Origin of the sequence: Aliivibrio sp. 1S128, from assembly GCF_001691065.1 — a bacterium.
Lineage (GTDB): Bacteria > Pseudomonadota > Gammaproteobacteria > Enterobacterales > Vibrionaceae > Aliivibrio.
In genome coordinates, this window is the sequence record NZ_MAJV01000025.1 from 426,945 (window position 1) to 441,899 (window position 14,955).

Genomic DNA, 14,955 nt, shown 5'->3' on the forward strand with positions numbered 1-14,955 from the left:
ATGCCGTTTATTATTGGTTTTCTATTGCTTATTTATTCAGGAAGTAACCGTCTTCGATAGTGACTTTTAGAACCACTTTACGAACACGACTATCGCCATGGAATTTGTAGGCTTTACTGTTATCAAATACTGCGACTTGGCCTTTACAAAGTTGATGTATTTGACCGCTGCCATTTAGGTGTTCACGGTCCGTTTCATCTGAATACGCTTGCACGCTTTCTAGTTCAGATTTATCAGCGACTTCTATCGTTTCACGACCTTCTAGGTAGTAATGAATATCGAAGTAACGACGGTTTCCAACAAAGTTTTCAGTGTTTTTAGCCACGCCATCTTCAATCATGTACACCAGAGAATCACCAATCGAATACATAATGCCATCTCTAAGATTCGCAATGTTTTCAATTGCTTCTACACAACGGTTCCATTTACGGCCGTCACGATATACCACTTTAAATTGTTCTAGGTTGTCTAAAATGATCATTACTTTTCTCCGCCTTCAACTGTTGTTTTTGAAGTGAATGTCGTGTTTGAGGTAAATGTATGATTAGCTAATGTTTTTGGTGAACAGCCACCCTTTTGGAATGGAACCAAAGTCAGTGCGTATTGGAATTTATTCATGTAAACACGGTATGAATCCAACACCTCAGAGCCCCAAGAGTTTGAACCTAAGCCCATTAATTTATGGTCAAGGTTAAGTGTGATGTAGCCACTCTTCTCAAGCTCAATCGTGTGCTGTGCTTCGTGAATGTTTTGGCTCGTGTAGAACCAAGCGCTGAAGTTAATATCTTGCTCAGGTTTAACAAACAAACCACTACCATGGCGATTGGCTAGCGATGCCCAACGAACGTGTTGACGGTTGCCGTTATTTTGTGGGAACGGGTAGTTCTCAAACATATTCGCAACGGTGGTTTGGTATACATCAATCATGTTTGCTTGTTGGCTGTCTTGGTAGTTCTCTTCAGGACCTCGGCCGTAGTATTGAACTTGGTCAAACTCATTATTGATGCCAAGATCTAAACCAATCACAGGGATAACATGAGGGTAATCACCGTAACGTTCACCAGATAACTGAATATTTAACTGGCCTTCTTTATTGATTTCATAAACGTAAGTACAACGCATACCAAAATCAAACACAGGTGGCGCAATAATGCTGGTTACCGTGAAAGTGGCTTTACCATTTGATGCATCAAGGTCGATGGAGCGGAAGTGCTCTTGCATGATTTGAAGATGCGCAGGCTCCCACAGACCTTCATGCTCTTGCTTATGGTTATCCACCATTGGTTTGAAGAAATTCAGTTTAGGTGATCTTGCGATTAACTCTTCGCCATTCACTAGCCATGAGGTTAATTTACCGTTCACTTTTGAGAAAGTAAGCGCAAAGTTCAACCCTTTCACTACATAATCTAAACGAGATGTTGTGATATCAAGAGCTATCGCATTGCTGTTAGAGAACACTGGCAGTTGCTCTGTGTTTTCTTTTAACTGAACTTGGTAAATCGCAATGTCGTGATTTGCTTCGCTGTATAGAGTGCGAGAATCTTTACGCACAGTGAAGTTAATGAAGGCTTCACGGCCGTCTAGCTCTGGCAGTGCGATTTCAATATCACGGCTTGAGTTTTCAACCAAACCTTCTACTTTAAGCGTGGTGCTTTGCAGTGTTTCGCCTTCGGCACGGATCTCTGCGGTAATGGTGTAGTCATCAAGGTTTGAGAACCACAGTTTATTGTCTACTGTGAAAATGCCGTTTGCTGCGTCTTTCGCTTGGATCTTAACTGGTGCGATAACTTGCTTGTACTCTTTCAAGCCAGGACCTGGAGTTTGATCCGAGTAAACTAAGCCATCCATACAGAAGTTGTAGTTGTTTGGATAATCGCCGTAATCGCCACCGTATTTTAAGAACTCAGTGCCGTTTTCATCTTTAGCTAGGATGCCGTGATCACACCATTCCCAAACATAATGTCCTTGAATAGAGTCATGCTTGTAGAACACGTTTTGGTATTCAGTTAACCCACCTGGGCCGTTACCCATTGCGTGTGCGTATTCACAAATGATGCGTGGTTTATTATGAGGGTGCTCACCAAAGGCATTCATTAGTTGAGCGCGTGAGTACATGGTACTGATGATATCAACCACTTCAGCATCACGGTCTTCTTCATAATGAACCAGACGAGTGTCATCAATTGCTTTTGCAGCATCGTACATAGATTTGATATTACAGCCGTAGCCAGATTCGTTACCTAGCGACCACATGATGATTGATGCATGGTTTTTCTGTGCATGAATATGGCGTTGAATTCGTTCTACAAAGACGTCTTTCCATTCTGGATCATTGGTAATTCGGCTTAAATCTCCAACGTTAGCAAAGCCGTGTGTTTCTACATCGGTTTCACCCATAACAAATAAGCCGTAAACGTCACACAGTTCATAGAAACGTGGGTCGTTAGGGTAGTGTGCAGTACGAACAGAGTTAATGTTGTGTTGCTTCATCAATACGATGTCTTTCTCAACACGATCCATACCTACAGCACGACCTTTTAAGTGGTCGTTATCGTGACGGTTTACGCCATGCAGCATTACGTATTTGTTGTTGATGTAGAACAGGCCATCACGCACTTTAATGTCACGGAAACCAACGCGGTTTGGGATGATTTCTAGTGTTTTACCGTTTTCATCTTTTAGAGTTAGGATAAGTTGGTATAGGTAAGGATTTTCTGCCGTCCAATGCGTTGGGTTTTCCATATCAATCTTGATATCGACACTATGGTTCGCATCAAAAGAAAGCGAATTTACAGAACCTTCAGAAACAGCCGTCTTACCATCAAACAGTGCGTAACCAAGTGAATAATTAGATATTGAGCTATTTGTTAGGTTTTCTAATTGTGCCTTACAAGACAATGTCGCACTTTGATAGTTTTCATCAAAATCAGCACGAATCGTAATGTCTTGAACATGAACTTGCTCTTTACCTACGAGGTAAACATCACGGAAGATACCGCCTGTCCACCACATATCTTGGTCTTCAATATAGGTTGAATCAGCCCATTGCATCACACGAACAGAAAGCAGGTTTTCACCTTGTTGTGCAAATTCAGAGATATCAAATTCTGCGGTTAAACGGCTGCCTTTACTAAAACCAATGTAATTACCGTTTACGTACACTTCAAAGTAAGTTTCTACGCCATCAAATTTGATAATAGTTTGTTTGTCGTTCCACGTTTCGCCTAGAGTGAATGTACGTTGGTAAGCGCCTGTTGGGTTATCACTTGGTACAAAAGGAACATCGATAGGGAAAGGAAAGCCTTCATCTGTGTATTGAAGATCGCCATGACCTTCCATTTGCCACATGTTAGGAACAGTAATATTGCCCCAATCGCTCATGTGTTCAGAGTAGAACTCGTCAGGCACAAGCAGCGGGTTAGTGAAGAAGTTGAAAGTCCATTGGCCACTTAATAGCTGGTAGTGGCTGCTTAATTCACGTTGGAATGTTTTTGCAGACTGAACTGAATCGTATGAGAAGAAGTAAGCGCGTGGTGCCATGCGGTTCTCATTTAAACGGAAGAAGTTTTCCCAATTGTTCACGTGTAGCCTCCCGGACGATGCCGATAGTTCTTATTAATAGGTAATAAATCAATCTCTGGTAAAAGATATTAACTAAAGTTTTAGTAAAACAAATCAGTAAATTGTTTTACTTTTAACTTGGTCACATAATGAACTGAGCTTTGTGAGCTTGGTAACGTTAATCTGAGTTGTAGAAACAATTCATTAACTTGAATTGATTAATAAATAGATAAAATAAGTGTGAAGTGATGCGGTTTTGTGCAGAAATAGAAAAGAGTAGGATAATTCGTTAAAATTTAGATGTAAAAAAAAGCAGCGAGATAAACGCTGCTTAATATCAGTAAAAAGTGATTCGAGTCATTTATTTTTTAGTGGTATCACGTAAACGTAACTTACTCGGAATATAGGCTCTGATAGGGATAACACGTTCATCACGACGACGCTCAATCAACAAGTTAACGCCTTGGCTTCCCATCAGTTCAGAATGAATGCGAACGGTAGACAGAGAAGGGAAGGTAAATTTCGCTGTCGGAATATCATTCACACTGATTAACGCGATGTCGTCAGGTATACGTAAGCCTTTTTCATGAATGGCACGTAATACACCAATAGCGATTGAATCTGAGGCAATAAATAACGCACTTGGGTGATCGGTTTCTAACATGATTTTTGCAAGCTTATAGCCCGATGAGCTTGAAAACGCACCACGATATAAATCAGATTCAGAGACCACGCCTTTTAATTGGCCGTATTCAGTAAAGACTTCTTCACGAATATCAGAGCAATCAATATCATCTTGCCCACCAATAAAGCCAATGCGATCGTAACCTTGATTGATAAAGTAGTTGATCACTTCTTTACTGATCCTTGTTAGATCTATATCAACAGAATCAAATTCTTGGTCGTGATCGGTGTAATCAATATAAACAATATTACTGCAGATCTTTTGAATCTCTTTCAGCTGCTTTTTACTTTGGCGGCCAACGAGTAAAATACCATCAACGTTATGGTTTTTAATATCAAGATTACTTTCATAGCTATTGGTTAATGCGATATCAAATTTATCACATTGGGTTTCAATACCATGACGAATTGCTAGGTAATAAGGGTCATTCACTTCTGTTTCTTGCTTATAATTATAAAGCGCTAAAAAGTGAAGATTTCCTTGTACTTGTTTTGGTAATACGGCAGCGAGTTTTCGAGTGCTACTTGTCTTGTATTCTAGCTTTTCAGCAATTTCAAAAATGCGTCGTCTGGTTTCTTCTTTTACGCTCAACGTCGGATCTTCGTTCAATACGCGAGATACGGTTGCTAATGAAACTTTAGCCTCGTTGGCGATTTCCTTTAACGTTGCCATTCATCCTCCAGCCAATCGTTTTATAATTTATTCTTTTGATATAGTACTGAATTAACACTTAGTACGATACTCAAATTATCATTAATTTAGTAAAACTTTAATTATATCGAGATAAGCACATCATATTTTAGTTAATAGAGTAATATGTTGTAGCTATAGCGTGTATTTTATCCATTTCTTTGCTCGCCAACGATAAGCCATAATCAACCCTCTAAACCACTCATCCATGGCAACGGCAAGCCAGGCTCCTAATACACCATAACCCCAATGTATACCTAAGAAGTAACTCATTACGACACCGATGCCCCACATACTTAGTATTCCCATCTGAACAGGGAATTTAATGTCTCCTGTCGCTTTTAAGGCAGATATAAATATAAGATTAAATACACGACCTGCTTCAAGCAGTATTGAGCCTGTAATTAAGCTTGCGACCAAAAGAATAACCTCAGGATCTTGGGTAAATACATCAATGATCTCGAATCGGAAAAGATAAATCGTGATAGTGATAATTAAAGAGGCAATAAAGCTGACGACAAAATATTTTTGTACTTTTAAAGTAATGTCATCTATCCATCCTTTGCCGACAAAATATCCCGTCTGAATTTGGCTGGCTTGACCGATAGAAAGGGCAAAGGCAAAAGAAATACGAGCAATGTTTTGTGCGTAAGTGAAGGCGGTTAATGACGCGGTACCCATTTGAACGATAAAGAATACTATCGCCATTTGCGCCATATTATAAGAAAGTACTTCACCTGAATTCATGGCACCAATGGTTAATATTTTCTTGTATATCGCTTTTGGTACGCCACGATATTGAGCGAGTGGTAAAGTGATTTCTTTTTTACGCAGCACCACCAAAAATAATAAGGTGCCGATGCATTGACTAAATACGGTTGAGATAGCAACACCAGCAACGCCATAAACAGGCAATCCAAAAGGTTGATACAAAGCACAGTAATTACCGATGATATTAATCGCGCCTGCAATGAGATTTATGACCATTGGGGATTTTGCGTATCCGTGACTACGTAGAATTGTTGAGAATACAATACCAATGGTGATAGAGAAGGTGAACGCTCCGCTAATTAATAAATATTCAGTTGCGTACTGTTCGACTTGGGCTTCTAAATTGTAAAGAGGGATCAAATATTCGGCGCCAGTTACGGCAAACAAACTGAGAAGTATCCCGACAATAATAGCCAGAAATACACTGGCAATACCTACATGGACGACGTCGTCGTAACGACCAGCGCCATTGTATTGAGAGATTAATATGCCAGTACCGCTGCTGACCATGCTAGAGACTACGATTAGGAAAAAGGATATTTGAGAAATAACCCCAACAGCAGAAACAGCGTGATCAGAATAGCTAGATAGCATGAAAACATCACTGGTATTAATGGCAGTGCGAAGTAGCGTTTCAATGAATATTGGCCAAGTTAAGGCAATAATATTCATTCTTTTATTCATTGTAGCTTCGGTTCTTGGCATGGAAATACGCTCTAAATAAGAAAGCGATTAAAAATAATGACATGCCGAGGGCTCAGCATGCCATGGAAAATGATTCAGGTTTATAAGTTACTATTAAGGTTGTTGGTTTTAATGTGTATTTATTTCGATGAAATACAACCAACAGAAGAGCGACGAACTAAAATTGGAATAAATAACTTATGATCGGTTTGTTCTTCAGCATCGCGACTCGCTAATTTGAGAGATAAGTTTACCGCTTGATTCGCCATGATTTGGATAGGGTAACGAATAGTCGTTAATCGAGGATAAATATAGCGAGCAATATGACCATCATCAAACCCAATGACCGACATGTCTTCAGGGATCCGAATCCCGTTCTCTTGCAATAATGCCATGCATCCAGCGGCCATATAATCGTTATAAGTGGCGATAGCGGTAATCGGCGTATTCTTGGCAATTAAGTTTATAACTGCTTGCTCTCCGCCTTCTTCATCGGGTTCGCCATACTCAATGTATTCTTCTTTTACAGTAATCCCATTATCTTCTAATGCTTGTAAGTAACCGGTTTTACGGTCATGGGCATCATCAATGTCATGACTTGAGCAGATATAACCGATGTGCTGATGGCCTTGGCGGATCAAGTGCTCCGTCGCAAGGTAAGATCCTTTATAATTATCAAGTGCAATGCAACGAGACGCAATTTCAGGAATAAAACGGTTAATAAGAACCATGCCCGGAACTTCATCAGCTAACTTAATCAGTACTTCATTACTTAACCCTTTACTGTGCACCACTAATGATTCACAACGGCTATTAATTAACAAATCAATGGCGTTTTTTTCTTTAGTCGCATCATGATATCCATTACCAATAAGGACTTGTTTCCCTTGTTCATTGGCAACCGTATCAATGGCTTTTACCATAGAGCCAAAGAAAGGAGCTGAAACATCATTAACCAATACACCAATGGTATTTGAGGTTTTACTCACTAAAGCACGAGCGTTTGAATTGGGGCGATAACCTAAGGTTTCCATGGCTTTTTTGACAGCAACAATCGCTTTTTCACTGGTGTGTGGGGCATTGTTAATGACTCGGGATGTCGTCGCAATTGATACGCCTGCTTCTTTTGCTACGTCTTTAATGGTGGCCATAGAAATCTCTTATTCTTATTTGTGCAGTAGGGAGTATTGGTTTGTTATGAAGTAACTTGTTTAATATAAAGGATTTTATCTTTAAATAAAGCAATGTAATTAACATAGCGATAAGAAAAACAAAAAAATCCTCAGAACCGTGATTCTGAGGATTTGATTTGAGTTAGTGAGCTTAATGCGTTTTAGGTTTAAAACTTAATTGATAACGGTAAGATTTATCGGTTAACTGATATTCCTTATGAACGCTTGGACTCCATGAGTCATCACCACCAACGCCCATGTGTTTATGATCGATTCGTAAATAGAGCGTATCTTCTTCATGCAAATCATTGGTGTGTTTGGCATTTGTTAATTGTTCTAAGCTGTATCGGCTGACATTAAATTGATAGTCGCCCATGATTTCAATATCACCAGCTTGCAGCCACTTAGTATGGCAACGCAACCCACTGTCTGTCGGGAAAATATACGGTGTATGCATATTTTCTAGCGATTGAGTGTAGTGGCCAAAACGTGCGGCAGCTAAACGGTCAGGATAGTTCTCAAATGGCCCTAATCCTTTCCAAGATATATTCATATTTTCTTGTTTTAATGGCAGTTCAAGCTCTAAGCCAATACGTGGCATGGGTGGTAAGTGATCTGCTAATGTCACTGAGATATCAAGCGACATTTCACCATCATCACAGAACGTATAATTCCAAACAGAGAGTGCTTGAACTTCATTATTGTGTTGGTACGCAAACGTCGAGCTGACCACGATAGAATCAGACGTGGTATTAGCATGACATTTTATGCACTCTTGCTTCCAGTGACCTATACCGGCTTCTTCCCAACGACATACCCACGCATTTGGGTCGACGAAATCGACTTCACTCACACCAATGTCATTATCTAATGGCGCACGGAAGAAGTTATCTTTTGGTGATGCTAAAAACTGAGGCTCACCGTTGACTTGCCAATCACTCAAAAGACCCGTCGTACGATTCAATTGCCATTGATGCACTTCATTATGACTGGTAATAAATACGTGGTTCTCATCTTCTGTTAATAAAGGAGCAACTAGGGTGTTGGTTGCAGGGAGCATTAATCCATTTGAATTGGTGAGTGCAAATTGCTCTGTTGTCACTACATGGCCCGCTGACGCCCAAAGAGTATCATTAAGTAAAGCCACATCAATGGATAAGTGGTACTGCGCTTGTGGTTTTGTGGTGAATGTGAGGTCTAGATTCACGGTTTCTTTATCGTTCGCCTCTGTATTTAATACGTGTTCACCGGTTAACATTGCAACGCCATTTTCTAATAAACTCCATTGCAATACTTCATTATCAGTCGTGCGGAAAAGATGTTCATTATGAATACGTAAAGTACATTGATTTGATGTTTGTTTTATCAATTCAATACTGATCATTCGTTGGCTATATTTTGCTTCTTCTAGCGTAGGGTGTGGCGTTCGATCAGGGAACATCAATCCATTAATACAGAATTGACGATCATTAATGACATCACCAAAATCACCGCCGTAAGCCCAGAAGTGTTGTCCATTTTCATCGTGTTGACTGATCCCTTGATCAACCCAATCCCAAATGAAACCACCTTGAAGGCGAGGATATTCACGGAAGGCTTGCCAATAATCATCAAAACTACCTAGGCTATTGCCCATGGCATGTGCGTATTCACATAAGATTAATGGGCGTTGTTCGTTTGGTAATGAAACCCATTTTTTAATTGGCCATTTCGGAACGGCGTCATCTTCAATGGTGGTATCTACACGAGCGTACATTGGACAAATAATGTCAGTTGCCGTGCTATTTGCACCACCACCTTCATATTGAACAGGACGAGAAGGATCAAATTGTTTTGACCAAGCGTACATTGCATTATGAGTGCTGCCATGGCCTGATTCATTACCTAGCGACCACAAAATAATAGAGGCGTGGTTTTTATCACGTAACACCATTTGTGTGTAACGACTCATGTAGGCGTGCGTCCACTGAGGATCGGTTGATAAGCGGTTCATTGGGATCATGCCATGCGTTTCAATATTGGCTTCATCACACACATACAAACCGTATTGGTCACACAGTTCATACCAACGAGGGTGGTTAGGGTAGTGCGCAGTACGTACGGCATTGAAGTTATATTGTTTCATCAGACAGATATCGCGGATCATATCTTCTTCTGTCATCACATGCCCAAGTTCTGGGTGATGTTCATGGCGGTTAACACCACGGATCAACAAAGGCTGACCATTAAGTTTTAGCTGACTATCGCTGATTTCAATTTTACGAAAACCAACGTGATAGGCTTCACTTTCAATATGTTGTCCGTCGTCGTCTAATAATGAAACAACAAGGCGGTATAGATTTGGTGTTTCAGCGGTCCATTTTTTTGGATCACGAACTGACAGAGTTTGGAAAATAACATTATCGTACGAGCCACGCTCATCAATGCGTTTGTTATGTGGTGAAGCAATGATAGCGTCAGTAACGGCACCGTTTTCATCAAAAAGCTGAGCTTGAACTTGAGAAGTTACTGGTGCATTAATGGTCGTGACAATCGATAAGCTGCCATCACGATAACAGGCATCTAAATCAGGAGTAACAAACACATCTTCAATGCACTGTTTTGGTTTTGATAATAAAGTGACATCGCGGAATATTCCACTTAGCCACCACATGTCTTGATCTTCTAAATAGCTGCCATCACTCCAACGGATCACCATTACCGATAAGGTATTGCTACCAACATGAAGGTGCTCTGTTAGATCAAACTCAGTAGGTAAACGGCTGTCTTGGCTGTAACCAATCCACATACCGTTACACCACAAATGAAAAGCGGAATTAACGCCATCAAAAATAATACGCTGTGTTTCTTTAAGGTTTTCTTCTGTTAATGACAGCGTTGTGCGGTAGCAACCTGTTGGGTTCTCTTTTGGAACATAAGGAGGATTGACGTCAAATGGGTATTTTACGTTGGCATAAATAGGTTTGTCATAACCTTGAAGTTGCCAATTTGAGGGCACTGTGATGTCATTCCATGCGGAGTCATTAAATTCAGGTTTAATAAATTCACCATTGACGGCTTCTGGTGCCGAAAATAAGTGAAATTTCCATTGTCCGTTTAATGAAGTGCGTTGAGAACGCTGATTTTCTTGTGCGTCAGCAAGAGAGCGAAAGCTGGCTAATGGACTGTGTGCTTTTAAGCAATGAATATTAACCGACTGTGGGTTTTCCCAATCGCGTCGTTGCAAAATGGCTGAAAATTCCATCGTGATATTCCTACGTACTGATTTAATGAGAGTGCGAAATAGGTAAGTAAAAAGGAGGAATCGTTACCCTTCGCATTAATATGGGCCTAGTGTAAATACTTTTTGGAAACGTTTACATGACGTGAGCGGCATTTTTACTTTATCGTCCTTTTTATCCTATTAATCGTGATCTTTCTCACGTTAAGTTCTCTTTTTTATCTATTTAAAATCAGTATTTATTGATCGTTGTTGTTTTCTTTTAGTTTTTGTAAACGTTTCCATAGTTTGCGGTAATTCACAGAAATATTCCTTTTTTTCTTTATTATAGAGGGCAATTAAAACTGCTTACGGTTCATCTCATGACGCAAAAAGAAATCATTGTATTAACGGGTACAAATAGCCAGGTGATTATTGACGCTGGCGACTGTGCAGAGATCTTGCACTGGGGTAAGCCAGTAAGTGGGGATATTGCCTCTTTCTGTTCTTCTCTTTTGCGTCCAGTTCCTTATGGCCGTTTGGATAATGATGTTGCAATGACGCTCGCGCCAGAGTTAGGCCGAGGTGTATTTAGCAGTCCGTGTCTTGAAGGACATCGTAATGGTGCTGATTGGGCGCCTGTATTTACAATGACAGAGATTAAATCGAATTCACATAGCGTGACTCTGACGAGTGAAGATGCGCTTGCTGGATTGCGAATGATAACGGAGTTGAGTTTAGATAAACAAGATGTGATGAAAACTCGTCATTCTCTTATCAATATAAAATCAACACCTTACCAAATTAATCGATTAGCAAATACCTTACCGCTACCTGCTCGAGCTGCTGAGTTAATGACGTATTACGGTCGTTGGGTCCATGAATTTCAAACGGTTCGTCAGCCATTACAACAAGGTGGATATCAACAAGAAAACCGTCGTGGGCGTACGTCTCATGAGCATTACCCGGCATTAGTTGCAGGCACCCGTCACTTTGATGAAATGCAAGGCGATGTGTATGGGTTCCATTTTGCATGGAGTGGTAATCACCGTTTGCGTGTTGACGTAAAAGCCGATGGCCGTCGTTATATGCAGGCCGAAGTGATTTATCTTCCGGGTGAAATTACCTTGCAACAAGGTGAGGAATTAACAACACCGTGGCTGTATGCAAGTTACAGTGATCAAGGATTGAATGGCATGAGTCATCAATTTCACTCACACGTCAGAGAATCAATTCTTGATAAGCAAATAATAAATACTGCACGCCCAATTCACCTTAATACGTGGGAAGGGATCTATTTTGAGCATGATCCTGACTACATTATGGAAATGGCAACGCAATCGGCTCAAATGGGAGTAGAGCGTTTTATTATTGATGACGGTTGGTTCAAAGGTCGAAGCGGTGATAAAGCCGCATTGGGTGATTGGTTCTTAGATCACAACAAATATCCGAAAGGGTTAACGCCAATTATTGATCATGTTCGTGGATTAGGTATGGAGTTTGGTCTTTGGTTTGAACCTGAAATGATCAACAAGGATTCTGATTTATATCGTCAACACCCTGATTGGTTGTTGGCGGTTGAAGGTTATGATCAACCAACAGGACGTAACCAATACGTTATTGATCTGCAAAATGACGAGGCGTTTAACTACCTCTATGAACGATTAGATCATTTCTTAACCCAGTATGCGATTGATTATATTAAGTGGGACATGAATCGTGAAGTCGTACAGCCAGCTCATAATGGTCTGGCGGCAGGGCGTCAACAAGTAGCACGTTACTATCAATTGGTTGATAAGATCCGTGCTGCACACCCAACGGTTGAGATTGAATCGTGCGCAGCCGGTGGTGGACGTATTGATTTTGAAGTGTTGAAACGTACTCATCGTTTTTGGCCATCGGATAATAATGATGCGCTAGAACGACAAAGCATTCAACGAGGTATGAGTTACTTCTTTCCCCCAGAAGTGATGGGCAGTCACATTGGTTCAAGCCATTGTCATAGTACACGCCGCCGCCATAGCATTGAGTTTAGAGGGTTAACGGCGATATTCGGACACATGGGTATTGAGCTTGATCCAGTAAAAGAGTTACAAGAGGAAAAGCAAGGGTTTGAGCGCTATATCAAGTTGCATAAAACCTTACGCCCGTTACTGCATACAGGTCGAACGTGGCGGGTTCCATCGGATGACGAAGCACACCAAATTCATGCGGTAGTGGCAAATGATCAATCTGAAGCGGTCGTCATGTTGGCGCAATTAGCAATGCCAACCAATTCGTTAAGTGGGCATTTACGTATTCCTGGTTTAGATCGTACCGCTGTATACCGGGTGAGTATTCTAGATAAACCGTCTAATTATAATGAGATTGTAAATTACCAACCATTTTGGACTGAAGAGAGTTGTGATTTGTCCGGGGAATGGTGCGAAGACGTAGGATTAACGATGCCGATTTTAGATGCAGAAAGTGCGATGTTGATAAAATTAGAAAAATTGTAAACGATAACAATAAAATAGAATAATCCAGAAGCCTCCTTTTTGTATAGAATATCAATATATACAAATAATGAGGCTTTTTAATTTTTAAAAACAAAGGTTTACAATTAAATCTTGTTAAGGTCTCATTTTTGGAATATTACTGGAAACGTTTCCATAAAGTGGTTTTTGGTCACGGTATAATGGTTACGGAGTAGGTAGCATGGCATCATCAATTAAGTAGGAATGAATCTCTAGTTAAAAAGAGAACTTCCACCATCGGAAAGGAATATAAGATGTCTGAAAAAATTACTCTACAAACTAAACTTTCTTACGGTCTTGGTGCATTAGGTAAAGATTTTGCTTGTGCGCCAATTTATATATTTTTAATGTTTTATTTTACCGACGTGGCAGGTTTGTCTGCGGCGTTTGTGGGAACGATTTTTTTAGCAGCTCGTATTATCGATGCTATTACTGATCCGATGATGGGTGTTATTGTTGATAATACTCGTTCTAAATTTGGTAAATTTCGTCCTTGGATTGTGATTGGCACGCTCTTAAATGCAATCGTACTTGTCGGTCTTTTTAGTACGCACATGTTTGAAGGCACTGCGTTATACATTTATGCGGCAGCGGCTTATATCCTTTGGGGCTTAACTTACACCATTATGGATATTCCTTATTGGTCAATGATCCCTGCGCTATCAAGTTCTCGTCAAGAACGTGAAAAACTGGTTGTATGGCCTCGTTTATTTGCCAGTCTTGCATGGTTCATTACCGGTACTTATGGTCTACATATTGTGGGTGAACTAGGTAACGGCAATCAAGGTGATGGTTTCTTTAATGTTGCGATGCTAATTGCGGTTTTGTTTGTACTAAGCGCCTTCTTAATTGCTCGTAATGTAAAAGAGCCAGTAACAGAAGCAAGCGTAAAAGCAGAGAAATTCAGCTTTAAAGATGTATTGGTTATCATTGGTAAAAATGATCAATTAAAAGCGTTGATTGGTACGATATTATCATTTCAAATTGCTAACCTATTAGTGGGTGGCTTTGCTATTTACTACTTCACTTATGCGTTAGGTAACCCTGAGTTATTTCCAGTTTATATGATGGTTGCAGGTATTGCTGAAGTGGCTGGCGTCTTTTTGTTCCCGCGCTTAGCGACACTCTTTCCTCGTAAATACTTGTGGTTAATGGCGTGTGGTTTCCCTGTGGTTTCTTGTGTGCTTCTTATTCTTATGGGTGTTGTTTCTCCTGGTAATGTTCTGTTAATCGGTTGTGCTGGTGCTGCAATCAAGTTTGGTGTAGGTATTGCGAATGCATTGCAAACAGTAATGCTAGCGGATGTAGTGGATTACGGTGAATACAAAACGGGTCGTCGTAGTGAGAGTGTTATCTTCTCAGTTCAAACGATGCTTGTGAAATTTGCGGGTGCGGCAGGTGGCTTTATCGTAGGTATGGGGTTATCGATTGTTGGTTACATTCCAAATGTAGCGCAATCAGCAGAAACTATCATGGGACTTCACTTTATGATGGCAGGTGTTCCTGCAGTTCTAATGACGGTGAGTGGCTTGGTGTATCACCGTTATTACCGTTTACATGATGGTTTTAACCCTGAAGCAGTTGAGGGTGAAGAAACAGTGAAAGCGAGTACTCAAAAAGCAGTTGAAGCTTAATTATATTTAATCTAAAAAAAAGAAGGCCGCTGCTGTTAAAGGA

General features: G+C 40.4%; 8 protein-coding genes. 2 read left to right on the forward strand and 6 right to left on the reverse strand.

Annotated features, from left to right (window positions below):
* Positions 1–28: 28 nt before the first annotated feature.
* The 6 genes from A6E03_RS06175 to A6E03_RS06200 all read right to left on the reverse strand — a co-directional run bounded on the left by A6E03_RS06175 (position 29) and on the right by A6E03_RS06200 (position 10,807).
* Positions 29–481: a beta-galactosidase subunit beta gene (locus tag A6E03_RS06175; protein ID WP_065600412.1), complete on the reverse strand. Its 453-nt coding sequence runs from the start codon at positions 479–481 to the stop codon at positions 29–31.
* Positions 481–3,582: a beta-galactosidase subunit alpha gene (ebgA, locus tag A6E03_RS06180; RefSeq protein ID WP_083201842.1), complete on the reverse strand. Its 3,102-nt coding sequence runs from the start codon at positions 3,580–3,582 to the stop codon at positions 481–483. Before ebgA ends, A6E03_RS06175 begins: the two co-directional genes overlap by 1 nt.
* A 340-nt stretch (positions 3,583–3,922) precedes the next feature.
* Positions 3,923–4,918 (reverse strand): transcriptional regulator EbgR, encoded by a 996-nt coding sequence (gene ebgR, locus A6E03_RS06185; RefSeq protein ID WP_065593432.1) that lies wholly within the window; start codon positions 4,916–4,918, stop codon positions 3,923–3,925.
* A 153-nt stretch (positions 4,919–5,071) separates the two neighbouring features.
* Complete coding sequence (locus A6E03_RS06190; protein WP_065593433.1) at positions 5,072–6,412, reverse strand: MATE family efflux transporter; 1,341 nt, start codon at positions 6,410–6,412, stop codon at positions 5,072–5,074.
* Positions 6,413–6,531: 119 nt separating this feature from the next.
* Positions 6,532–7,542 carry a substrate-binding domain-containing protein gene (locus tag A6E03_RS06195; RefSeq protein WP_065593434.1) on the reverse strand — a complete coding sequence of 337 codons (1,011 nt, stop codon included), beginning with the start codon at positions 7,540–7,542 and terminating at the stop codon, positions 6,532–6,534.
* Positions 7,543–7,714: 172 nt separating this feature from the next.
* On the reverse strand, positions 7,715–10,807 hold the full coding sequence (locus tag A6E03_RS06200) for a beta-galactosidase (RefSeq protein WP_065600414.1): 3,093 nt from the start codon (positions 10,805–10,807) through the stop codon (positions 7,715–7,717).
* Between the two features lie 338 nt (positions 10,808–11,145).
* On the opposite strand from A6E03_RS06200, the gene A6E03_RS06205 reads away from it, so the two are divergent.
* Positions 11,146–13,260 carry an alpha-galactosidase gene (locus A6E03_RS06205; RefSeq protein WP_065593436.1) on the forward strand — a complete coding sequence of 705 codons (2,115 nt, stop codon included), beginning with the start codon at positions 11,146–11,148 and terminating at the stop codon, positions 13,258–13,260.
* A gap of 272 nt (positions 13,261–13,532) precedes the next feature.
* Complete coding sequence (gene melB, locus A6E03_RS06210) at positions 13,533–14,912, forward strand: melibiose:sodium transporter MelB (protein WP_065593437.1); 1,380 nt, start codon at positions 13,533–13,535, stop codon at positions 14,910–14,912.
* Positions 14,913–14,955: the final 43 nt, after the last annotated feature.